This is a genomic window from Sphingomonas jatrophae (assembly GCF_900113315.1).
In the GTDB taxonomy this organism is placed as follows: domain Bacteria; phylum Pseudomonadota; class Alphaproteobacteria; order Sphingomonadales; family Sphingomonadaceae; genus Sphingomonas_P; species Sphingomonas_P jatrophae.
The window spans coordinates 985,043-1,007,728 of record NZ_FOZG01000001.1 but is presented as its reverse complement, the minus strand read 5'-3'; the positions used below and the strand labels follow the sequence as shown (position 1 = coordinate 1,007,728).

Annotated in this window: 20 protein-coding genes and 1 pseudogene; 18 read left to right on the top strand and 3 right to left on the bottom strand. The window is 68.4% G+C overall.

From position 1 onward, the window contains the following. Positions 1–19 precede the first annotated feature (19 nt). The 8 genes from BM360_RS04710 to BM360_RS04675 all read left to right on the top strand — a co-directional run bounded on the left by BM360_RS04710 (position 20) and on the right by BM360_RS04675 (position 9,149). Positions 20–1,516 (top strand): putative bifunctional diguanylate cyclase/phosphodiesterase, encoded by a 1,497-nt coding sequence (locus tag BM360_RS04710; protein WP_093311495.1) that lies wholly within the window; start codon positions 20–22, stop codon positions 1,514–1,516. Positions 1,517–1,575: 59 nt separating this feature from the next. Next, complete coding sequence (locus BM360_RS04705; RefSeq protein ID WP_242653315.1) at positions 1,576–3,048, top strand: efflux transporter outer membrane subunit; 1,473 nt, start codon at positions 1,576–1,578, stop codon at positions 3,046–3,048. A gap of 2 nt (positions 3,049–3,050) precedes the next feature. After that, positions 3,051–4,439 carry an efflux RND transporter periplasmic adaptor subunit gene (locus BM360_RS04700; protein WP_093311489.1) on the top strand — a complete coding sequence of 463 codons (1,389 nt, stop codon included), beginning with the start codon at positions 3,051–3,053 and terminating at the stop codon, positions 4,437–4,439. After that, complete coding sequence (locus BM360_RS04695; protein WP_423228894.1) at positions 4,429–5,151, top strand: ABC transporter ATP-binding protein; 723 nt, start codon at positions 4,429–4,431, stop codon at positions 5,149–5,151. Before BM360_RS04700 ends, BM360_RS04695 begins: the two co-directional genes overlap by 11 nt. 74 nt (positions 5,152–5,225) lie before the next feature. After that, a complete protein-coding gene (locus tag BM360_RS04690; protein ID WP_093313756.1) occupies positions 5,226–6,434 on the top strand; it encodes an ABC transporter permease in 1,209 nt (402 codons plus the stop codon). Continuing rightward, a complete protein-coding gene (locus BM360_RS04685; RefSeq protein ID WP_093311486.1) occupies positions 6,431–7,129 on the top strand; it encodes an EF-hand domain-containing protein in 699 nt (232 codons plus the stop codon). The genes BM360_RS04690 and BM360_RS04685 overlap by 4 nt, the downstream gene beginning before the upstream one ends. Further along, entirely contained in the window at positions 7,126–7,830 is a 705-nt protein-coding gene (locus tag BM360_RS04680; RefSeq protein ID WP_093311482.1) for a response regulator, read from the top strand. The genes BM360_RS04685 and BM360_RS04680 overlap by 4 nt, the downstream gene beginning before the upstream one ends. After that, the gene (locus tag BM360_RS04675; RefSeq protein ID WP_093313754.1) at positions 7,830–9,149 is read left to right on the top strand and encodes an ATP-binding protein; all 1,320 of its coding nucleotides are present in this window, start codon (positions 7,830–7,832) and stop codon (positions 9,147–9,149) included. Before BM360_RS04680 ends, BM360_RS04675 begins: the two co-directional genes overlap by 1 nt. A gap of 1 nt (position 9,150) precedes the next feature. Here the strand turns inward: BM360_RS04675 and BM360_RS04670 are convergent, their stop codons facing one another. Then, positions 9,151–11,001 (bottom strand): AsmA family protein, encoded by a 1,851-nt coding sequence (locus tag BM360_RS04670; RefSeq protein ID WP_093311479.1) that lies wholly within the window; start codon positions 10,999–11,001, stop codon positions 9,151–9,153. Between the two features lie 135 nt (positions 11,002–11,136). Between BM360_RS04670 and BM360_RS04665 the strand changes: the two genes are divergently transcribed. The 4 genes from BM360_RS04665 to BM360_RS04650 all read left to right on the top strand — a co-directional run bounded on the left by BM360_RS04665 (position 11,137) and on the right by BM360_RS04650 (position 16,226). Further along, positions 11,137–12,561 (top strand): amino acid permease, encoded by a 1,425-nt coding sequence (locus BM360_RS04665; RefSeq protein ID WP_093311476.1) that lies wholly within the window; start codon positions 11,137–11,139, stop codon positions 12,559–12,561. Between the two features lie 94 nt (positions 12,562–12,655). Then, on the top strand, positions 12,656–13,924 hold the full coding sequence (locus BM360_RS04660) for a thiamine pyrophosphate-dependent enzyme (RefSeq protein ID WP_093311474.1): 1,269 nt from the start codon (positions 12,656–12,658) through the stop codon (positions 13,922–13,924). A gap of 12 nt (positions 13,925–13,936) precedes the next feature. Then, positions 13,937–14,941: an alpha-ketoacid dehydrogenase subunit beta gene (locus BM360_RS04655; RefSeq protein ID WP_093313752.1), complete on the top strand. Its 1,005-nt coding sequence runs from the start codon at positions 13,937–13,939 to the stop codon at positions 14,939–14,941. A 1-nt stretch (position 14,942) separates the two neighbouring features. Further along, positions 14,943–16,226 carry a dihydrolipoamide acetyltransferase family protein gene (locus BM360_RS04650; protein WP_093311471.1) on the top strand — a complete coding sequence of 428 codons (1,284 nt, stop codon included), beginning with the start codon at positions 14,943–14,945 and terminating at the stop codon, positions 16,224–16,226. A gap of 19 nt (positions 16,227–16,245) precedes the next feature. On the opposite strand, the gene BM360_RS04645 is transcribed toward BM360_RS04650, so the two are convergent. After that, positions 16,246–17,355 (bottom strand): AGE family epimerase/isomerase, encoded by a 1,110-nt coding sequence (locus BM360_RS04645; RefSeq protein ID WP_093311469.1) that lies wholly within the window; start codon positions 17,353–17,355, stop codon positions 16,246–16,248. A gap of 60 nt (positions 17,356–17,415) precedes the next feature. Beyond that, positions 17,416–17,556 carry a hypothetical protein gene (locus BM360_RS19495; RefSeq protein ID WP_165611198.1) on the bottom strand — a complete coding sequence of 47 codons (141 nt, stop codon included), beginning with the start codon at positions 17,554–17,556 and terminating at the stop codon, positions 17,416–17,418. Positions 17,557–17,824: 268 nt separating this feature from the next. Between BM360_RS19495 and ndhC the strand changes: the two genes are divergently transcribed. The 6 genes and pseudogenes from ndhC (at position 17,825) to nuoF (ending at position 22,685) form a co-directional block, all read left to right on the top strand. Further along, positions 17,825–18,202, top strand: a complete 378-nt coding sequence (ndhC, locus tag BM360_RS04640; protein WP_093311466.1) for an NADH-quinone oxidoreductase subunit A — start codon at positions 17,825–17,827, stop codon at positions 18,200–18,202. Positions 18,203–18,204: 2 nt separating this feature from the next. After that, complete coding sequence (locus BM360_RS04635) at positions 18,205–18,753, top strand: NuoB/complex I 20 kDa subunit family protein (RefSeq protein WP_093313750.1); 549 nt, start codon at positions 18,205–18,207, stop codon at positions 18,751–18,753. Beyond that, positions 18,750–19,427 (top strand): annotated as a pseudogene (locus tag BM360_RS04630) (NADH-quinone oxidoreductase subunit C); the annotation flags it as partial. The gene BM360_RS04635 and the pseudogene BM360_RS04630, both read left to right, overlap by 4 nt. Positions 19,428–19,486: 59 nt before the next feature. Beyond that, complete coding sequence (locus BM360_RS04625) at positions 19,487–20,707, top strand: NADH-quinone oxidoreductase subunit D (protein WP_093313748.1); 1,221 nt, start codon at positions 19,487–19,489, stop codon at positions 20,705–20,707. Continuing rightward, positions 20,707–21,375, top strand: a complete 669-nt coding sequence (gene nuoE, locus BM360_RS04620; protein ID WP_093311460.1) for an NADH-quinone oxidoreductase subunit NuoE — start codon at positions 20,707–20,709, stop codon at positions 21,373–21,375. The genes BM360_RS04625 and nuoE overlap by 1 nt, the downstream gene beginning before the upstream one ends. Beyond that, a complete protein-coding gene (gene nuoF, locus BM360_RS04615) occupies positions 21,372–22,685 on the top strand; it encodes an NADH-quinone oxidoreductase subunit NuoF (RefSeq protein ID WP_093311452.1) in 1,314 nt (437 codons plus the stop codon). Before nuoE ends, nuoF begins: the two co-directional genes overlap by 4 nt. Position 22,686: the final 1 nt, after the last annotated feature.

Here is a 22,686-nt window from a genome sequence, read left to right as displayed (position 1 = left end):
AGGCGCGGCTTGGAGACGCATGGATGCACTTGTGGGCGAAGCGGAACGGCGGCGGCGCTGGGGCATGAAGGCCCGCTCGCCCCTCGTGCTGCTCGCGGCCGGTGCTGCGGCGCTGGTGCTGCTTGCCGGGCTGGTCGCGGGGGCGATGGCGCTTGCCGGCGCGAACAGCGCTTCGGCCAGCCCGTGGGTCGATCGCGCGCCCGGGCTGCTCGCGCTCGTCGTGGCGGCGGCGGCTCTGGCTCTGCGGGTCTGGACCGCGCTGCGCGGCCGGCGAAGCGACCCGGCAACCGGCCTGCCGAACGCCGCTGCGCTGACGGCGGATCACCCCGCCTTTCCGGGTGCGCTCGCCGTCGCGCGGATTGCCGACTTCGCCCGGATCGCCGCCGTCACCGGGCCCGCCGATCTCGCCATCCTCGTGCAGCGCGTGGCGGAGCGGCTGCGCCTCGGCTCCGGCGGGCGGGCAATCTACCGTATCGACGAGGCGGCGCTCGCCTGGATCGTGCCGGACGAGGCAGGCGACACGGCGGACGACCGCTTCGCCGGCCTTGCCGCGGTGCTGCGCGCGCCGATCGCGGTGGGCGGTCGCGCCATCGACGTGTCGGTCAGCTTCGGGCTGGCCGAGCGGGGTGCCGCAGACGACGCGCCCGGCCTGATCGCGGCCGGCCTGCTCGCAGCGCAGCGCGCGCACGCCGCAGGGCGCCGGTGGGAGCGTGCCAGTGCCGACGAGCGGGAGGCGATCGACTGGCAGCTGAGCCTCGTCGGGGAGCTGGATCAGGCGATCGCCAGCGGGGCGCTGTGGGTCGCCTACCAGCCCAAGCTGGATATTGCGAGCGGGCGGATCACCAGTGCCGAGGCGCTGGTCCGCTGGCAGCATCCGCGCCGCGGCAACATTCCGCCCGATCAGTTCGTCCCTTCCGTCGAGGCGCATGGCCGGGCGCAGGCGATGACGGCGCACGTCCTCCACACCGCGCTGGCGGACGCCGCATCCTGGCGCAAGATCGGGCGGCCGATCGGGGTTGCGGTGAACGTCTCGGCGACGCTGCTGTCCGACGACCGGCTGGTGGCGGAGATCGGCGCTGCGCTCGCCCGCTGGCGCATCCCGGCGGACATGCTGACCCTTGAAGTGACGGAGAGCGCCGCCATTGCCTCGGCCGACGCGGCGATCGAACGATTGGGGGAGTTGCGCCAGATGGGCGTGCGCATCTCCATCGACGATTACGGCACCGGTCAGTCGACGATGACCTACCTCAAGCGCTTCCCTGCGACCGAGCTGAAGATCGACAAGAGCTTCATCCAGAACCTCGCCACCAGCCGCGCCGACCTGATCCTCGTCCGCTCCACCATCGATCTCGCCCATGCGCTCGGCATGTGCGTGGTGGCGGAGGGGGTGGAGGATGCCGACTGCCTCGCCAAGCTGGTCGAACTCGGCTGCGATACGGCGCAGGGCTGGCATATCGGGCGGCCGATGCCGGGGGAAAATCTGGCGCTGATGCAGGCCTGGCAGCGCGCGGCCTGAAAGCTGCTCCATTTCAGCGATGTAATTCCCCGGCCAGATTGGGCAGTAAAGGCGGGATGATGAGGCGCCTGCTTCCCCTTCTCGCCGCCATGCCGCTCGCCGCCTGTACGGTCGGTCCGAACTATCGGCCGGCATCCACTGCCGACCTCAAGGTGCCGGAGGCGTTCGCCACGCCGGCGGCGCAGGGCGCCCAGGCCGTGCAGCTGGCGGACTGGTGGAAGGCGTTCGGCGATGCTGCGCTGAGCGGGCTGGTGGAGCGGGCGCTCTACGCCAACAACGATGTCGATGCGGCGGTCGCACGCCTGCGACAGGCGCGTGCCAGCCTCCGCGGTGCAGAGGGTGCGCGGCTGCCGTCCGCCGGCGTGTCGGGCTCCGTCGCGCGCAGCCTGGGCGCGACCGGGCGTACCATCGTCGATCCCACGACGGGCCAGACGATCAGCACCGGCGGCGACACGACCATCTACCGCGGCGGCTTCGATGCGTCGTGGGAGGCGGACATCTTCGGCGGCCTGCGCCGCGGGGTGGAGGCGGCGGAGGCCGATCTCGGCGCGGCGCGGGCGAACCTGGCCGACGTGCAGACCAGTATCGCGGCGGAAGTCGGCACCAACTACGTCTCCGCCCGGCTGGCCCAGGCACGGCTGGAGATTGCCCGCCGCAATCTCGTCACGCAGGACGAGACGGTGCAGATCGTCGGCTGGCGGGTGCAGGCGGGGCTCGTCTCCTCGCTCGACCTCGAGCAGGCGCGCCAGCTCCGCGCGCAGACCGCGGCGACCATCCCAACGCTGGAGACGAACTATCGCAACGCCGCCAACCGGCTCGCCATCCTGATCGGCGAGGCGCCCGGCGCGGTGGATGCGGTGCTTCAGCCACGCGCGCCCGTGCCGCTGGCACCGGGTGCGACCGACATCCCTGCACAGGTGATCGCCCGCCGACCGGACGTCGCCGCCGCCGAGCGCAGCCTTGCCGCGGAGACGGCGCGGATCGGCGTGCAGACGGCGGAGCTTTACCCGGCGCTTAGGCTGCAGGGCAGCTTCTCCGGCCAGTCCACCTCGATCGGCAACGTGCTGGATGCGGGCATCGGCAATCTCGTCGGTGCGATCACCGCGCCCATCTTTCAGGGCGGCCGAATCCGGGCCGCGATCGAGGGGCAGCGTGCCGCCACGCGCGCGGCGCTGGCCAGCTATCGCCAGACCGTGCTGCTGGCGCTGGAGGAGGTGGAAAATGCGCTCGTCGCCCGCCGTGCGGCGGACCTGCGCGAGCGGGAGATCGACGTCGCGGCGGAGGCGGCGCGCAATGCGGTGATCTACGCCCGGTCGCAATATCGCGCCGGGCTGATCGACTTCCAGACCCTGCTCGATTCCGAGCGCAGCCTGCTCTCCAGCCAGGACAATCAGGCCAGCGCCCGCGCCGACCGCGCCACCGCGACGGTGCAGCTCTACAAGGCGCTGGGCGGCGGCTGGCAGGCGGCGCCCGTGCCGATGGGCGCGCGGCCGGGCGGCGAGGCGATCACCATTTCAGAGACGGGACGTTGACGATGGATCAGGTGACGACGCCCGAGCAGGACGTGGACGCGTTCCTCGGGGTCAAGCGCACCAGCCCGCGCGCGCGGCTGCTGAAGTGGGTGGCGGTGGCGGTGGGCGTGCTGCTGCTCCTGTGGCTGGCGTGGCGCTTCTTCTTCGCTTCCGCCGCGCCGGTCAGCTACGTGAGCGAGCCGGTGACGCGCGGTGACCTGACCGTCACCGTCTCGGCCACCGGCAATCTCGCGCCGACCAATGAGGTGGAGGTCGGCTCCGAACTGTCGGGCCTCATCACCAACGTGTTCGTCGACAATAACGACCGCGTGGCCAAGGGGCAGGAACTGGCGCGGCTGGATACCAGCCGTTTGCAGGACGCGATCAACCAGAGCCGCGCGCAGCTCGAATCCGCGCAGGCGGGTGTGATGCAGGCGCGCGCGACGGCGGATCAGGCTAACGCCAATCTGCGCCGCCTGATGGAGGTCTACCGCCTGTCAGGCGGCAAGGTGCCGTCCGCCACCGAACTCGACACCGCCCGCGCCGAAGCGGCGCGCGGCACCGCCGGCATCCGGACGGCGCAGGCCGCGGTGGCGCAGGCGCGCGCGCAAATTTCGTCCGACCAGACGCAGTTTTCCCGCGCGTCGATCCGCTCACCAGTGACAGGTGTCGTCCTGTCCCGCTCGATCGAGCCGGGGGCGACCGTTGCGGCCAGCCTGAATGCGCCGGTGCTGTTCAAGATCGCCGAGGATCTCTCCGCCATGCGCCTCGAGGTGAAGGTGGACGAGGCGGACGTGGGCCAGGTGAGCAAGGGCCAGCGCGCGACCTTCTCGGTCGACGCCTTCCCCGGCCGCCGCTTCCCCGCGACGATCGAGCGGGTGGATGTCGGCGCCAATGCCAGCGGCAGCAGCACATCGAGCAGCTCGACCGCGGCGGCCTCCACCACCGGCACCGTCGTCGCCTACACCGCCCGCCTGACGGTGGCGAACCCGGATCTGTTGCTGCGCCCCGGCATGACCGCCACGGCGGATATCGTCACCACCGAGAAGAACAACGTGCTGCTCGTTCCCAATGCGGCATTGCGCTTCAACCCGAACAGCGGCGGCGGTGCGGCGTCGCGCGGGGCGGGCGGCGCGCTGATGATGGGTCCGCGGCGCGGCGCCCGGCCGGCGCGTGAGGTGGCGATCGGCCGCGGCAGCAAGCAGGAGATCTACGTGCTGGGCGCGGACGGCGCACCCAAGCCCGTCGAGGTGACAGTCGGCGACAGCGATGGCAGCCAGACCGAGGTGAGCGGCCCCGCCCTCCGCCCCGGCATGCGCGTCATCACCGCGCGCCGTGCGTCTGATCAGTCCGGCGGTGGTGCGCGGGGTGGCGGCGGCGGGCAGCGGCGGCAGGGCGGCAATCGTGGCTAGTGCCGGGCAGCCGCTCATCCGCCTGCGCGGCATCACAAAGCGTTATGGCGAGGGGGCGGCGGCGTTCCAGGCGCTGAAGGGCGTTGATCTCGACATCCAACGTGGCGATTTCGTCGCGGTCATGGGCCCATCCGGGTCGGGCAAGTCGACCACGATGAACATCCTCGGCTGCCTCGACGTGCCGTCGGGCGGCGAGTTCCTGTTCCGTGGGCATCATGTCGAGACGCTCGACCGCGATCAGCGCGCCTTGCTCCGTCGCCGCTATCTCGGCTTCGTCTTCCAGGGCTTCAACCTGCTCAGCCGCACCACTGCGCTCGAGAATGTCGAGCTGCCGCTGCTCTACCGGGGCGAGCCGGCGAAGCGGCGGCGTGAGCTGGCGATGGGCGCGCTCGACAAGGTCGGCCTGAAGGAATGGTGGGATCACACGCCCGCCGAACTGTCCGGTGGCCAGCAACAGCGCGTCGCCATCGCCCGCGCCATTGTTACCCATCCCGACGTGCTGCTGGCGGACGAGCCGACGGGAAACCTCGACAGCGAACGATCGGTGGAGATCATGGAGCTCCTGACCGACCTGAACGGCAACAGCGGCATCACCGTGCTGATGGTGACGCACGAGCCGGACATGGCCGCCTTCGCCCGCACTGTCGTCCACTTCAAGGATGGGCTGATCGAGCGGATCGACCACGGCATGCGGGCAAAGGCGGGCGCATGAACGCGGAGACGATGCCTGCGGTTGATCCGACACTGGTGCCGCCCGATCCGCCGAAGGGCGTGAACGGCGTGCAGCTGGTGCTGACCACGGTGGTGCTCGCCGCGCGGCAGATTCGGCGGCACCTGATGCGCAGCTTCCTCACCATCCTCGGCATCATCATCGGCGTGTCGTCGGTGGTGACGATGGTGACGCTGGGCAATGGCGCGGCGCAGGCGGCGCGGGAGCAGGTGTCGGCACTCGGCGCGAACATCCTCCAGATCCGTCCGGGCCAGGGCTTCGGCCGCGGCGGCGGCGGGCCGCAGCCGCCCGATTTCAAGCCGGAGGACGTGGAAGCGATTGGTCGTCAGATTGCGGGCGTGAAGGCGGTCGCCCCGCAGGCACAGTCGAGCGGTATCGCCGTCTACAATGCGGCCAACTGGTCGACCACGATCAACGGCACCACGCGCCAATATTTCACCGCGCAGAACTGGTTTCCGGCGCAAGGGCGTATCTTCTCCGGCGCGGAGGAGCAGGCGGGCAAGGCGGTGTGCGTCATCGGCAGCACTGTCGTCGCCAACCTGTTTCGCGACACCGATCCGATCGGCAAACGCTTCCGCCTGCGCGACTTGAGCTGCGAGGTGATCGGCGTGCTGACCACGCGTGGGCAGGGCGGTTTCGGCAACGATCAGGACGATGTCGTGCTGATGCCGATCAAGGCGGTGCAGCGTCGCTTCACCGGCAGCCGCGATATCCGCAACATCATGGTGGCGGTAGACGACGGCGTCGATACGGCGGGCGTGCAATCGGCGATCGAGGATCTGCTGCGCGAGCGGCGCAAGCTCGGGCCCAATGAGGACAACGACTTCAACGTCTTCGATACCAAACAGATTTCAGACACGGTGACCGGCATCTACTCGCTGGTGACGAGCATCGTGACCGGCGTCGCCGCCATCTCGCTGCTGGTCGGCGGCATCGGCATCATGAACATCATGCTGGTCAGCGTGACCGAGCGGACGCGCGAGATCGGCATCCGCCTTGCGATCGGGGCGGTCGGGCGCGAGGTGCTGATGCAATTCCTCGTCGAGGCGGTGGTGCTGTCGTGTCTTGGCGGGTTGATCGGCCTTGTGCTGGCGGCGGTTGCGGTGGCGGTGATCGCGCCGTTCATGCAGGTGCCGGTGCTGTTCGATCCCAAGATCAACCTGCTTGCCTTCCTCTTTTCCGCAGCGATGGGCGTCATCTTCGGCTTCTTTCCGGCATGGCGTGCGGCGCAGCTCAACCCCATCGATGCGCTGAGGCACGAATGATCCCCGCTCTCCTCCTGCTGCTGGCGGCACAGCAGCCCAACACCAGCATGGCGGGTGACGACAGCGTCACCGTGACCGTCACCGGCAAGCGGCCGAGCGATCCTTGCGGCATCGTGCGGCAGGTGTTCATCTCGCCCGTCGGCCAGCCGTTCCGCACGTTGGCGGGGGAGGGCGATCCCGTCGCCAACTGGTTCGCGCTCACCGACCGGGACAATAGCGGCACGCTGGATGCCGCCGAGTTCAAGGAGGATGCGGACACCTGGTTCGAGCGGGTCGACAAGGATCATGACGGCGAGATCGGGCCCGACGAGATGATCGTCTATGAGCGCGACACCGTGCCCGAGGTCTCTACCTTCGAGCGCACCTCGAAAGATCGCGATGCCGCACGCGAGGCGATGAAGAACCGCAAGCCCGCACCCTATGGCGCCCCTGTCGGCGCGGCCCGTTTCGGCCTCACCAACGTGCCGCACCCGCTGGCGAGTGGCGACACCGACTATAATCGCGGCATCAGCCGCGCGGAGCTGGAGGTGGTCGCCCAGCGCGCCTTCGAGACGCTTGCCAAGGGCAAGACGGAGATCGCCCTGGCCGATCTGCCGAAAACGCCGCAGCAGGAGCATATCCGCCGCTGCAAGGGCGTCGCCCCCAGCGCGGGCACCGTCCGGGCGCCCGCGGGCACCAAGCGGAGGCCGCGATGAGCGAGACCATGCCCGTGCCGCCCCGCATTCTCGTCGTCGACGATGATGCCGAGTTGCGCACGCTGATCGCCGAGTTCCTTGAGGCGAACGGCATGGCGGTGCAGGGCGCCGGCGACGCGCGTGCGATGGATGCCGCGCTTGCCGCCGGCAAGTTCGACCTGATCGTGCTCGATCTGATGCTTCCGGGCGAGGACGGCCTGTCGATCCTCCGCCGCATGCGGGGGCCGGGGCGGCCGGCGATCATCATGCTTTCCGCCATGGGTGAGGATACCGATCGCATCATCGGGCTGGAGGTGGGCGCCGACGATTATCTGCCCAAGCCGTGCAACCCGCGCGAGCTGCTCGCCCGGGTGCGCGCGGTGCTGCGGCGGCGCGAGGATGGGCCGGTGGCCGGGCCGATGCGCCGCTTCGGCGATTGGACGCTGGATCTCGTCGGGCGGGAGCTGCGCCGTCCGGGCCAGGCTTCAGCGCAGTTAACCGATGCCGAGTTCCGCGTGCTCACCGCCTTTCTCGACCGGCCTCAACGCGTGCTCAACCGCGACCAGCTGATCGAGGCGGGCAAGGGGCAGGACAGCGATGTCTATGATCGGGCGATCGACGTGACGATCAGCCGGCTGCGCAAGAAGCTTGGCCCCGGCGATCCGATCCGCACCGTTCGCAACGAAGGCTATATGTTCACGCTCGCGGTCAGCGAAGGATGATGCGCGCCTATCGCCGGCTGTCGATCCTATGGCAGACCTTGCTGCTGCTGATGGCGGCGCTGCTGCTCAGCCAGGCGATCTCGATCACCTTGTTCCTGTCGATGAAGCCGCCGAGGGCCGACTTCAACCGCCTGTCCGACATCGCCGATGCGCTGGCGGGCGTGCGCGACAAGGATCCGCGCGACCGCGTGCTCACATGGCGACGACAGAGCGCTGCTCCGGCCCCTGAGCCGGGCATGCGGGGCGATCCGCGGTTTACTGCCAAGCTGGCGGAGCGGCTGGGCACGACGCCGGCGCGCGTGCGGCTGTTCTTCGAGCCCGACCAGCGCGGCGGCTTTCCGTACAACGGCCGCCTCGAAAACGGCGTGCCGATGCGGCGCGGTGAGCCGATGTTCTTCAACCGCATGATCGCGGGCGTGGCCGCGCCTGACGGCTGGCATGTGGTGGAGACGCCGAAGCGCCCGATCGTCAGCGCGTGGCAGCGGCGAAGCCTGCTATGGTTTCTCGTCTCCGCGCTGGCACTCGTGCCGCTCGCCTGGGCGTTTGCGCGCGCGCTCAGCCGCCCGATCCGCCGCTTCGCCGATGCGGCCGACCGGCTGGGCGCGGACCCCGCCGCGCCGCGCGCGCCGGAAGAGGGGTCGGCGGAAATCGTGCGCGCCGGGCAAGCGCTGAACGCCATGCAGGCGCGCCTCGCCGCCTATCTGGATGAGCGGACAGCGATGATCGGCGCCATCGCGCACGATCTGCGCACCCCGCTCGCCCGCATCGCCTTCCGGATCGAGGCGGCGCCCGATCCCCTGCGCGCGAAGGTGCAGGCGGATGTCGAGCAGATGCGTGCGATGATCGCGGCCACCATCGGCTTCGTGAAAGGCCTGCACACCGGCGCGCGGGAGCCGGTGGCGCTCGATGCGCTGCTTCGCCGCATTGCGCATGACGAGGCGGAGATCGGCCGGCCCGTGCGCCTGGAGGAGATCGAACCGGCGACGATCCCGGGCGATCCGCTGGCGCTGGAGCGGCTGGTGCAGAACCTGGTCGACAATGCGGTGACCTATGGCGGCGAAGCGGCGTTGAGCCTGCGCGTGCAGGACGGCACGACGCTGCTGCGCGTGGCGGACCGCGGCCCCGGCGTGCCGGCGGATGCGGTGGAGCGGATGTTCGCACCCTTCCAGCGCGGCGATCCCTCGCGCAATCGCGACACGGGCGGTATCGGCCTCGGCCTCACCATCGCGCGCGCCATCGCGCAGGATCATGGGGCGACGCTCAGCCTGCTGAACCAGCCCAGTGGCGGGCTGGTGGCGGAGCTGCGCTTCGGGCGTTAGCTCAACGGCTCACCTGCGCGATCAAAGCGGCACAGTTCATGTCGGGGGCAGGGGCCTCCCGCTTGCGGAACAGGTTGCCGATCGCGGCGCCCAGCGTCCGCAGGATCGTCTTGGCCGAGCCGATCCCCGCATCCGCCGTCTCGATGGTGGGGGCGGACAGCGTGCCGCCAATCTCGATCGGGGCGGGCAGGCGGACGAGCCCCGGATGCTTGGATCGGCCATCCAGCGTCAGCGCCACCTGCTCATCGCTCAACCGCACCCAACCGCGTCCCTCGCCGCGCATCACGCCGGTGTCGATCGCGAGCAGATCGGGCCGGAGCATGCCCCGTGCCGCGCGCATCCTGACGCCGAGGCAGCGGAGCGGCGTGCGCTGCGCCTCGTCGCCGAGCAGGGTTGAGAAAGCGGCGCCGGCATTGCGCCCGAGCAGCTCCGCCGCCGCCCGGTCGACCGACCCGCCGCGCGCCGCCAGCGTGACCCGGCCGTCCGCTTGCGCCAGTGCCGCCCGCATCGTCTTGCCGCGCCCTGCCAGGACGATGCGGCCGTTCAGCGGGCCGGTGACCTTGCCGCCGTCGATAAAATCCTCCAGCCGGGCGCCGATCATCGCGAGCGACAGCGCAAGCCTCGGCGGGGCGCCCGCGCGCTGATCGATCTCGGCGCGTCCTTCCATTCGGCCATGCGCCATCGGCAGCACCAGCGGATCGGCGACGAGCCGCGAGCGATCCAGCGTCAGCGTCGCCGAGAGGCCGCGCAGGATCGACCGCTCGCGCGTGCGCAGCCGCCGGGCCTCGACGACCAGCCGCCCGTCGGTGCGGGCGAGCTTGGCGAGATCGATCTTCGGATCGGGGATGATGCGCGGGCCGATCGTCCGCCGCTTCGCCGCGCCCCGTGCCAGCTGAGCATCCGAGGCGAGATCGTCGAACGAGAAGCTGTCGCTCGCCAGGCGTCCTTCGATGCGACTGCGGCCGTCCTGACGCGTCACGGTCAAGCGTCCCGTCACGTCCGATCCACCGATCCGCCCACGCACGGCGGTCAGCGCCCAGGCCGTGCCGTCATGCCGCACCTTGGCACGCAGCGAGAGCGGCTGCGTGTGGAACAGCCCTGCCTGGATCACATCGTCCACCCGCTCCAGATCGCGGCCTGCCGCGCTGACGATGCCATCGAAGCGATCGAAACCGAAAGGCCGCTCCGCCACGGCGTCGAGGCGAAGTTGCGCCAGCGGTGAGCGGAAGGCGGCACGGAAGGGCCATGCGCCGCCGCTCACACGCCCACCGCGCAAGGCGAAACGCGCGGGCGTGCTGCGGTGCGTGCCCGCGGCATCGAGCCGCAGCCCTGCCGGGGCGGAGGTGAGAGCGCCGTCGAACTTCATCCCACGCCGCGCATCGCTCAACGTGATGCGGCCATCCGAAACGGTAAGTTCACCCCAGTCGGTTCGCCCGCCGCCGCTGTCCGCCTGCGTCCAGTTGGCGCGGCCGTCAGCGTCGCGGACAAGCGCCAGCCGCAATCCGCTCACGCGCAGTGCCCGGGGTCGAACGACGCCGCGGAGCAGCGGCAGCAGCGGCAAACGCAGCTCGGCCGCGCGCACCACCAGCATGTCGCCGGCGCCCACCCAGCCGGGCTGCGCCACGCGGACGTCGCGCAGCCGCAGCAGGGGCACCAGCGAGGGATTGCCTGCCCGCTCCACCGCGCCGATCCGCACGGGCCGGCCGAGCCGCGCGGACAGGGCACGCTCCGCCGGATCGCGCAACCAGCCAAGCGGCAGGAGCGCCAGCGTGCCGATCATCAGCAGAACCAGCAGCCCGATGCCAAGCGCAAGGCGCGGAGCGAAACGGCGGAGGCGTGGGTCGATTCTCAAGCGATGATCCGGCTCCGCCCAGCAGAAGGACAGGCGGAGGCGGCGCGTTCAACCGAGCGACCGGAGCCGGGTTCCCCTTCCGCTTTGTCCGCTAGCGTGCTTGAACGGCGCCAACGATAGATCGAGGGATTGGCAATGAGTATCTGGGGGCGCCGCAAGGCGATGGACGCGGCGCATCGGCCCGGCACCGCGACGCTGCGCCGTACGCTCGGCTGGCCGCATCTGGTGGCGCTGGGCGTCGGCGCGATCGTGGGCACCGGCATCCTGACGCTCACCGGCGTCGGAGCGGGGTTGGCCGGGCCGGGCGTGATCCTGTCCTTCGTCATCGCCGGCGCGATCTGCGCCTGCGCCGCGCTCTGCTATGCGGAGTTGGCGACGATGATCCCAGCGTCGGGCAGCGCCTATACCTACAGCTACGTCGCCATCGGTGAGCGGGTGGCGTGGATCGTCGGGTGGAGCCTCATCCTCGAATATTCGGTCGTCTGCTCCACCGTCGCGGTCGGCTGGTCAGGCTATTTCGCCGGCTTCATGCAGGCGATCGGATTGCCGTTGCCAGCCGCGCTGGCCGCCGGTCCCGACGCGGGCGGCGTGTTCAACCTGCCGGCGGTGCTGATCGTCGCGGCGGTCGCGGGCCTGCTGCTGGTCGGCACGCGCGAGAGCGCGACGCTGAACGCCTGGCTGGTGCTGCTGAAGCTTGCTGCTCTGGTCATGTTTGTCGTGCTGGCGCTGCCGCACTTCGACGCCGCCAACTTCAACCCGCTCATGCCCTACGGCTTTTTCGAGACGGTGGGGCCGGACGGCGGCAAGCGCGGCGTGATGGCGGCTGCTGCGATCATCTTCTTCGCCTTCTACGGCTTCGATGCGGTCTCCACCGCGGCAGAAGAGGCCAAGGATCCCGGCCGCGACATGACGATCGGCATCGTCGGCTCGATGGCGGCCTGCGTGCTGATCTACATGGCGGTGGCTGCCGCAGCACTGGGGGCGCTACCGTTCGGCGACTTTGCCGGTTCGCCCGAGCCGCTGGCGCATGTGCTGCGATCACTGGGGCAGGGGCAGGCGGCCAAGATCTTCGGGATCGTCGCGATCGTCGCGCTGCCGACGGTGATCCTTGCCTTCCTCTATGGCCAGACGCGCATCTTCTTCGTCATGGCCCGGGATGGCCTGCTGCCGGAACGGGCGGGTGCGGTGGACGCGAAATCGGGCGTGCCGGTCGTGACGACGGTGGCGACCGCAGCGGTCGTCGCCGCCATCGCCGCCTTCCTGCCACTGGGAGAGATCGCCGCACTGGCCAATGCCGGCACGCTCGCCGCCTTCGTCGCGGTCGGCGCATCGGTGATGATCCTGCGGCGTACCGCGCCCGACGCACCGCGCCGTTTCCGCCTGCCCGCGGCACCCTTGTTCGGCTGGGGCGCGATCCTCGGCTGCCTGTACCTGTTCCTCAACCTCCCAACGGGCACGCAGCTCCGTTTTCTGGGGTGGAACGTCATCGGCTTCCTCGTCTATGTCGGTTGGGCGGCGCGGCACAGCCGGACATTGTCCCGGCATAATGATGGCGCTTGAAACAAAGTAACAATATGGTGCAACTATCGATTCGCCGGTATTCGCCGGCGGAACGATGCCGACGACCCTTCGTAGGGTGCCCGGAGGAGTTGGAATGACGGACCGGACGCGTGCGAATCTGCCAGCAATGTCGCTGCACGTGCCGGAGCCGCGCTTCCGGCCGGGCGATGCCGTCGATTATGCTGCGTTCGATCGTGGCGAGGCCGGGCGCACGCCGCGCCCGGATACCGCCGTCAATCCGGCCGACATGCGCGATCACGCTTATGATCTGATCCGCGTGCTGGACGATGAGGGCCGCGCCGTCGGCCCGTGGGATCCGCGTCTCTCGCCCGATAAGCTGCTGCGCATGCTGAAGGTGATGGCGCTCACCCGCGCGTTCGACGATCGCATGTATCGGGCCCAGCGGCAGGGCAAGACCAGCTTCTACATGAAGTGCACGGGCGAGGAAGCGACCGGCGTCGGCGCCGCCTTCGCGCTCGCCGGCGACGATATGATCTTCCCGTCCTATCGCCAGCAGGCGATGCTGCTGGCGCGGGGCTGGCCGCTCGTCGACATGATGTGCCAGATCTATTCCAACCGCGGGGATCGCCTGAAGGGGCGCCAGCTGCCGATCATGTATTCGGCCAAGGAAGCGGGCTTCTTCTCCATCTCGGGCAATCTCGCGACGCAGATGCCCCAGGCGGTGGGCTTCGCCATGGCATCGGCCAGCAAGGGCGACACGCGCATCGCCAGCGCCTGGTGCGGCGAGGGATCGACCGCGGAGGGCGATTTCCATTCCGCCGCGATCTTCGCCTCGGTCTACCGCGCGCCGGTGATCCTGAATGTCGTCAACAATCAGTGGGCGATCTCGTCCTTCTCCGGCATTGCCGGCGCGGAGAACACCACCTTCGCCGCGCGCGCTGTCGGGTACGGCATGGCGGGGCTGCGCGTGGACGGGAACGACATCCTCGCCGTCTATGCCGCGACCCAGTGGGCGGCGGAGCGGGCGCGCACCAACCACGGCGCGACGATTATCGAATTCTTCACCTACCGCGCTGAGGGCCATTCGACCTCCGACGATCCGAGCAAATATCGCTCGGCTGAGGAACGTGGAGCCTGGCCGCTCGGCGATCCGCTGGTGCGCCTGAAGCAGCACCTCATCGGCCTCGGCGTTTGGGATGAGGAGCGGCACGCCGCAATGGACAAGGAACTGGCGGAAGAGGTGCGTGACGCCGCCCGCACGGCAGAAAAGGACGGGATCCTGGGCGAAGGTCTGCACCAGCCGCTGGAGACGATGTTCGAGGACATCTTCGAGGAGATGCCGCGGCACTTGAGGGAACAGGCGGCCCAGCTTCTGGCCGAGAGCAAAGCGGCGGGGCGCTGACGCATGCCGACGATGAACATGATCCAGGCGATCAACTCCGCGCTGGACGTCTGCCTGGGCGCGGACCCGAACATGGTCGTGCTGGGTGAGGACGTCGGCTATTTCGGCGGCGTCTTCAAGGCGACCGAAGGGCTGCAGAAGAAATACGGTCTCACCCGCGTGTTCGATACGCCGATCAACGAGCTCGGCATTGTCGGCGTCGCGGTCGGCATGTGCACCTATGGCCTGCGCCCGGTGCCCGAAATCCAGTTTGCCGATTACATCTATCCGGCGTTCGACCAGCTCGTGTCGGAGGCGGCCCGCCTGCGCTACCGCTCGGCCGGTGAGTTCACCGCGCCGATCACGGTTCGCTCGCCCTTCGGCGGCGGCATCTTCGGTGGGCAGACGCACAGCCAGTCGCCCGAGGGCATCTTCGCCCATGTCGCGGGCTTGAAGACGGTCATCCCGTCGACGCCTTATGACGCGAAGGGTCTGCTGATCTCGGCCATTGAGGATAATGACCCCGTTATCTTCTTCGAGCCGAAGCGCATCTACAACGGCCCGTTCGACGGCCATTACGGCAAGCCCGTCACGCCCTGGAGCAAGCATCCGGCAAGCGAGGTGCCCGAAGGGCATTATCGCATCCCGCTGGGCGAGGCGAAGGTGGTGCGCGAGGGCGAGGCGGTGACGATCCTCGCTTATGGTACGATGGTCCACGTCGCAGTCGCGCTGGCGGAGAATGACGGCATCGATGCGGAGGTGATCGACCTGCGCTCGATCGTGCCGCTCGACGTCGAGACGATCGAGAAATCTGTCAAGAAGACCGGCCGCTGCGTCGTCGTGCACGAAGCGACGCGGACGGGCGGGTTCGGTGCGGAGCTGTCCGCGATCGTGCAGGAGCGGTGCTTCCACCATCTCGAGGCGCCGGTGCAGCGCGCCACCGGATGGGACACGCCGTATCCGCACAGTTTGGAATGGGCCTATTTCCCGGGGCCCGTGCGCCTGCGTCTGGCGATCCAGCGCGCGATGGAGGATTGACGTGGCCCGGTTCGATTTCAAGCTCCCCGACATCGGCGAAGGCATTGCCGAGGCCGAGATCGTCGCGTGGCACGTCAAGGTCGGCGATGTCATCGAGGAGGATCAGCCCCTCGCCGACATGATGACCGACAAGGCGACGGTGGAGATGTCGTCGCCGGTCGCCGGCACCGTCACCGCGATTGCGGGTGAAGTGGGCGAGCTGATCGCTATCGGCTCCGTGCTCGCCAGCTTCGAGGTGGCCGGTGAGGCCGAGGTCGAGCATGGCGAGGAAGCGACGCTCTCCGACGTCTGCATGGTCGAGGAAGCGCAGCCCGAGGGCGCGCCCGAGCCCGCCGCGCCGGAGCCCGGCACCAAGCTGCCCGGTGAAGAGCCGCCGGCCGCACCCGTGCCGATGCCGGCTGCCGCCAAGGTCGAGGCGCCTGCCGCCGCGCACCGCCAGGTGCTCGCCTCGCCGGCGGTGCGTGCGCGTGCCAAGTCGCTCGGCATCGATCTCGGCGAGGTGAAGCCGGCCGAGGACGGCCGCGTCCGTCACGCCGATCTCGATGCCTTCCTCACCTATTCGCAGGGCTATCGCCCGGCGGCAGCCGCGCGCGCCGACCAGCAGGTCAAGGTGATCGGCCTGCGTCGTCGCATTGCGGAGAACATGGCCGCGGCGAAGCGCGCCATCCCCCACTTTACCTATGTCGACGAGATCGACGTGACGAAGCTGGAGCTGCTGCGCGGCGACCTGAACGAGACGCGTGGCGGCAAGCCGAAGCTGACGATGCTGCCTCTGCTGATCGTCGCGATCGTCAAGGCCCTGCCTGAGTTTCCGATGCTCAATGCGCGCTACGACGACGAAGCGGGCGTGGTGACGCGGCACGGCGCGGTGCATCTGGGCATCGCGACGCAGACCGACGCCGGGCTGATGGTGCCGGTGATCCGCGATGCGCAGGGCATGAACATCTGGCAGCTGGCGGGCGAGATCCGCCGTCTGGCCGATGCGGCGCGCACGGGCAAGGCAAGCTCGGCGGAGCTCAGCGGCTCGACGCTGACGCTCACCTCGCTCGGGCCGCTTGGCGGCATCGCCACCACGCCGGTAATCAACCGGCCGGAAGTGGCGATCATCGGCCCGAACAAGGTGGTCGAGCGGCCGGTGTTCCGTGACGGTCGGGTCGAAGCGGCCAAGCTGATGAACCTGTCGATCAGCTGCGATCACCGCGTCGTTGACGGCTGGGATGCGGCCAGCTTCGTCCAGGCGGTCAAGCGCCTGCTGGAAACGCCGGCGCTGCTGCTGATCGACTGATCGGCAGCAGCCCCGCTGGTCAGCCAATCAGCGGGAGCAGCGCGCTGACGATGTGATAGAAGGACGAGCCCGGTGCAGGCTCGTCCACGATGTGGCCGTCCGGCTTCATCCGATCGAGCCACAGGCCCCGCACCGGCACGTCCAGAAAGCGGCGGATCGCGGCCAAAGCCTCGTCCGCATCCTTGTCGTGGCCGAGCGTCAGCGCCGTGCGCAGCCGCTCCGTCTGTGACCAGAGCCGCGCATCGGGATCGATGATGCGGCCCTCCGCATCCATCTCGAACACCGCCACGCCGCGCGCCGGGTCGACACCATGCTGTGCACCGAAGGCGTAGAGGCGCTGAATGTGCGTGCTGCTGCTTGTGCCGAGCAGCCGATCCGCCTCGCCGAGCAGATAAGCCCATTCGAACTGATGTCCGGGCTCCCGCACGCCGCCCTTGTCGCCAGGCATGAAGTGCCAGTCGCCGTCGAAATATTCGCCGATGGCGCCCGTTGCCGGATCGATGAAACGAGTGCGCGCCAGCTCCGCAATCTGGCGTGCCCGCGCCTCATACGCGCCACCCACGCCCCTCTCGGTCCAGGCGAGCAGTGCTTCCAGCATGTGCATGTGCGGGTTGGAGCGGAGGGGGAGGGCACGCGGGCGGGCCTCCTCGAAGCCGGCGAAGGGATGCGCCAGTAGCGTGTCCAGGCGGCCGAGCAGGGCGTCGGCCTCGGCCCTTATCTCCGCTGGCTGCCCCAATGCGCGATAGGCGGCGTTGAGCGCCAGCAGCGCGAAGGCCTGATCGTACAGGTCATAACCATCGTCCGCCGGCGTCCCATCGGGGAGGACAGCCTTGCGGAAGAGCCCATCGGACCGGCGATAGCGGGATAGCAGATAGTCCAGGCCGTGGCGGATCGCATCATCTGCCGGCCCGCGCCAGCCAAGCCGCTTCGCCTGAGCATAAACGAACACCATGCGCGCCTGCACACGGGCGCGCCGAGGATCGTCGGTCGGCTTACCTTGCTGGTCGAGCCGCTCTGCCCAGCCCCCCCAGGTGCGATCGGCCGCGGCCTCCCACCACAGCGGCAAAGCCGCATCGAGGAGCCATGAGCGCGCCCAATCGCGCCCTGCGGAGAGGTTTGAATCGGTCACATCGGTGGCTCAAGCACAGGCCTGCGACGCTTGCAACGGCGGCCCGGCCCGAACGAGCACTCAGGCGATGAACGGGACGAGGATGACCGACCAGAGGAGGAGCGACGTACCGGCCATCATCGAAACCCGCCACGGCATCGGCATCTTGACCCGGCCGGTCGCCGCTGCATCGTGGCCGCCGGCCAACGCTCCGTATATCATCCTCTCCGCGACCTTCTTTTATCGGTTGAGTTCGGTCTCAGAACGTCGGGAACCACAAAAGGTTTCCGTTGTATGTTGAAGGACTTGCTTGCTGCGGCTGCGAACAAATTCGTGTAGATCCTGTAAACAGTCCCAGGCCGTGGCGGCTAGTTGCGAATCATTCTCACGGGCGCTCCGCCTTGCTTCGCATGTGCGGCAAGACTAGAGGCTGAAGCGCCCGGCCGGCTCCGCGGAAAGCGCGGGAGCCCGGCTCCCGGAGGAGAACCCAATGGCGTCGGTTGCCGCCGGATATTTGCCCATCCTGTTGTTCGTCGCAGTGGCGCTGCTGCTGTCGACGGCTTTCGTCGTGCTGCCGATGATCGTCAGCCGGCTCACGGGTGCGGCAAATCCCTATCCCGACAAGCTCGCCGAATATGAGTGCGGTTTCCCGGCCTTCGAGGACAGCCGCTCGCAGTTCGACGTGCGATTCTATCTTATCGCGATCCTCTTCATCGTGTTCGATCTCGAGGCCGCATTTCTGTATCCGTGGGCGGTCTCGCTCGGGGCAATCGGCTTCGGCGGCTGGCTCGCGATGATGATCTTCCTGGCGGAGCTGACGCTGGGCTTCGTCTATGCCTGGAAGAAGGGAGCACTCGATTGGGAGTAGAAATCTTCCGGGATCCCGCCGCGCCGTTCTTGCCCGAGAGCGCGCAGACCGAGCCGGATCGCGCCTTCTTCGATGATCTGAACGCGCAGGTGCAGGACAAGGGCTTCCTCGTCACCTCGACGGAGGAACTGTTCCAGTGGGCGCGCACCGGCTCGCTCTGGTGGATGACCTTCGGTCTGGCCTGCTGCGCGGTGGAGATGATCCACGTCAACATGCCGCGCTACGATCTGGAGCGGTTCGGCGTCGCCCCGCGCGCATCCCCGCGCCAGTCGGATGTGATGATCGTCGCGGGCACGCTGTGCAACAAGATGGCGCCGGCGCTGCGCCGCGTTTACGACCAGATGAGCGAGCCGCGCTACGTCATCTCGATGGGCAGCTGCGCCAATGGCGGCGGCTATTACCATTACAGCTATTCGGTGGTGCGCGGTTGCGACCGCATCGTGCCGGTGGACATCTACGTCCCTGGCTGCCCGCCGACTGCGGAGGCCTTGCTCTACGGCGTGATGCAGCTGCAGCGGAAGATCCGCCGGGTCGGGACGGTCGAGCGGTGAGCGGCACGCATCCGAAATACAGCTCCAACGAGGGCGTGATCGACGCGGCCCGAGCGGTGCTCGGCGGCCATCTGCTCGATGCCGTGGAGGCGGTCGGCGAGGTCAAGCTGTTCGTCGCGCGCGAGGGTGTGGCAGCGGCGTTGCGCGCGCTGCGCGACACGCCGGGCCTCGCCTATCAGCAGCTGATGGAGATTGCCGGCGTCGACTATCCGGATCGCGGGGTGGAGCGGTTCGAGGTGGTCTATTGCCTGCTGTCGCTGACGCGTAACCACCGCATCCGCGTCCATGTCCGTGCCGACGACGTGAACCCGGTGCCGTCGGTAACGGGCCTTTGGCCGGTCGCCGGCTGGCTGGAGCGCGAGGTGTTCGACATGTTCGGCGTGCTGTTCGAGGGCAATCCGGACCTTCGCCGCATCCTCACCGACTATGGCTTCCGCGGGCATCCGTTCCGCAAGGACTTCCCGATGACGGGCCATGTCGAGATGCGCTACTCGGAAGAGGCCAAGCGCGTGATCTACGAGCCGGTGCAGCTGGCGCAGGATTTCCGGCCGTTCGACTTCATGTCGCCGTGGGAGGGCGCGGAATACGTGCTGCCGGGTGACGAAAAGGCGGCGGGCTCGCCGGTCCAGCCGGGGGCGCAGACGCCCGCGCCGGCGCCAGCCAAAGCGGACGACAAGAAGTGAGCCAGAGCGACGTCAGCTACCATGTCGGCACCGCCGACGATCCCGGCACCGTGCTGCCGCCGTCCGAGGCGGACACGCCCGTCGCGGCGTCGGACGAGGTCGCGATCCAGAATTACACCATCAACTTCGGCCCGCAGCACCCCGCCGCGCACGGCGTGCTGCGCATGGTCATGGAGATGGACGGCGAGATCGTCGAGCGCGTCGATCCGCACGTCGGCCTGCTTCACCGCGGCACCGAGAAGCTGTGCGAGTACAAGACCTACCTGCAGGCGCTGCCTTACTTCGACCGGCTCGATTACTGCTCGCCCATGTGCATGGAGCACAGCTATGTGCTCGCCATCGAGAAGCTGCTCGGCGTCGAAGTGCCGATCCGTGCCCAGTATCTCCGCGTCTTCTTCGCCGAGCTGACGCGCATCATGAACCACATGCTGAACCTCGGTTCGCACGTGATGGACGTCGGCGCGATGACGCCAAACCTGTGGCTGTTCGAGCTGCGCGAAGACACGATGAACTTCTACGAGCGGGCGTCAGGTGCGCGGATGCATGCGGCGTTCTTCCGCCCGGGCGGCGTCCACCAGGATGTGCCGTTGAAGCTGCTGACCGACATAGGTGACTGGCTGGACAAGCGCCTGCCGCGCCTGTTCGAGGATGCCGTAAGCCTCGTCGCCGACAACCGCATCTTCAAGCAGCGCAACGTCGATATCGGCACCGTCAGCCGCGACGATGCGATTGCGTGGGGTTTTTCCGGCCCGATGATCCGTGCCGCCGGCGTGCCGTGGGACATCCGCAAGGCGCAGCCTTACGACGTCTATGATCGCATGCAGTTCGAGGTGCCGACCGGCACGCAGGGCGATTGCTACGATCGCTTCATGGTGCGTGTGGAAGAGGTCCGCCAATCGGCGCGGATCATGCGCCAGTGCCTGAACGAGATGCCAGAAGGGCCGATCGCCAGCCTCGATCGAAAGGTGGTGCCGCCGAAGCGCGGCGACATGAAGCGGTCGATGGAAGCGCTGATCCACCACTTCAAGCTCTACACCGAGGGCTTTCACGTGCCCGCGGGCGACGTCTATGTCGCGACGGAGAGCCCCAAGGGCGAGTTCGGCGTGTACCTGGTCAGCGACGGCTCGAACAAACCCTATCGCGTGAAGATCCGGCCGACGGCGTTCAGTCACCTTCAGGCAATGGATTTCATGATGAAGGGCCACATGCTGGCCGATACCACCGCGGTGCTCTCCGCGATTGACGTCGTTTTTGGTGAATGTGACCGCTGATGGCTGACGCTCCCCACATCCCCGACGAAGCCGAGATGCGCGCCCGCTGGGGCGGCTTCGCCTGGGACGACCAGTCCGCGCCGCAGGTCGACGGCATCATCGCGCGCTATCCGCCGGGGCGGCAGCATTCAGCGATCATGCCGCTGCTCTATCTCGCGCAGGCGCAGGTCGGGCGTGAGACGGGCACCTATGGCTGGCTGCCCGTGCCGGTGATCGAGCATGTCGCCCGCACGGTCGACATGCCGTACATCCGTGCGCTGGAGGTCGTTTCCTTCTACACGATGTTCAACCAGGCGCCGGTCGGCCGGCACCTCGTGCAGGTGTGCGGCACGACGCCGTGCATGCTGCGTGGGTCGGACGACGTGATGGCGGCGTGCAAGAACAAGGGCCTGATCAAGGGTAAGACGACGCCCGACGGCCTGTTCACGCTGATGGAAGTCGAGTGCATGGGCACCTGCGCCAACGCGCCGATGGTGCAGATCAACGACGACAATTACGAAGACCTGACCTACGACAGCATGACCGAGATCCTCGAGACGCTGGCAGCCGGCGGCACGCCCAAGCCCGGTCCGCAGATCGACCGGCACGCGTCGGCGCCCGAGGGCGGGCCGACGACGCTCAAGGCGATGGTCAGCGAAAATCACGATTATCGGGGCGAGTGGGCATGAGCGCCATCCAGCCGCTGGCGGACAAGGACCGCATCTTCACCAACATCTACGGCTTTCAGGACTGGAAGCTGGCGGGTGCGCGCGCACGCGGCGATTGGGACGATACCAAGTCGCTGATGGCGGTGGGCCAGGATGCGATCATCGACGCGATCAAGGCCTCCGGCCTGCGTGGCCGCGGCGGGGCGGGCTTCCCCACCGGCATGAAGTGGAGCTTCATGCCGAAGGAGCCAAAGCCCGGCAAACCCAGCTTCCTCGTCATCAATGCCGACGAGTCCGAGCCGGGATCGTGCAAGGATCGCGAGATTATCCGGCACGAGCCGCACAAGCTGATCGAAGGCGCGCTGATCGCCGGCTTCGCGATGCGCGCGCGGGCGGCCTACATCTACATCCGTGGCGAGTTCATCCGCGAGGCGGAGCACCTCTTCGCCGCGGTGGCGGAGGCCTATGATGCGGGCCTGCTCGGCAAGAATGCGGCGGGCTCCGGCTACGATTTCGATGTGTTCGTCCATCGCGGCGCCGGCGCTTATATCTGCGGCGAGGAAACGGCGCAGATCGAGAGCCTTGAGGGCAAGAAGGGCCAGCCCCGGCTGAAGCCGCCTTTCCCGGCAGGTGCGGGCCTTTATGGCTGCCCGACGACGGTGAACAACGTCGAGTCCATCGCGGTCGCGCCGACTATCCTGCGCCGTGGTGCGGCATGGTTTGCGGGCATCGGGCGCGACAAGAACCAGGGCACCAAGCTGTTCCAGATCAGCGGCCATGTGAACCGGCCGTGCGTCGTCGAAGAGGCGATGGGCATCTCCTTCCGTGAGCTGATCGACCGGCATGCCGGCGGCATCCGTGGCGGGTGGGACAATCTGCTGGCGGTGATCCCCGGCGGCTCGTCCGTGCCGCTCGTCCCCGCGGCGCAGATCATGGATGCGCCGATGGACTTCGACGGTCTGCGCGATCTCAAGTCCGGCCTCGGCACCGCGGCGGTGATCGTGATGGACAAGTCGACCGACATCGTCCGCGCGATCAGCCGGCTGAGCTATTTCTACAAGCATGAGAGCTGCGGCCAGTGCACGCCCTGCCGCGAGGGCACGGGCTGGATGTGGCGCGTGATGGAGCGGTTGCGCGAGGGCAATGCGCAGCTGCACGAAATCGATCTGCTCGAGGAAGTCACCCGCCAGGTTGAGGGCCACACCATCTGCGCGCTCGGCGATGCCGCGGCCTGGCCGATCCAGGGCCTGATCCGCCACTTCCGCCCGGAGATCGAACGGCGGATCGTGGAAAAGCAGGGTTCCGCACCCCTCGCGGTAGCGGCGGAGTAAG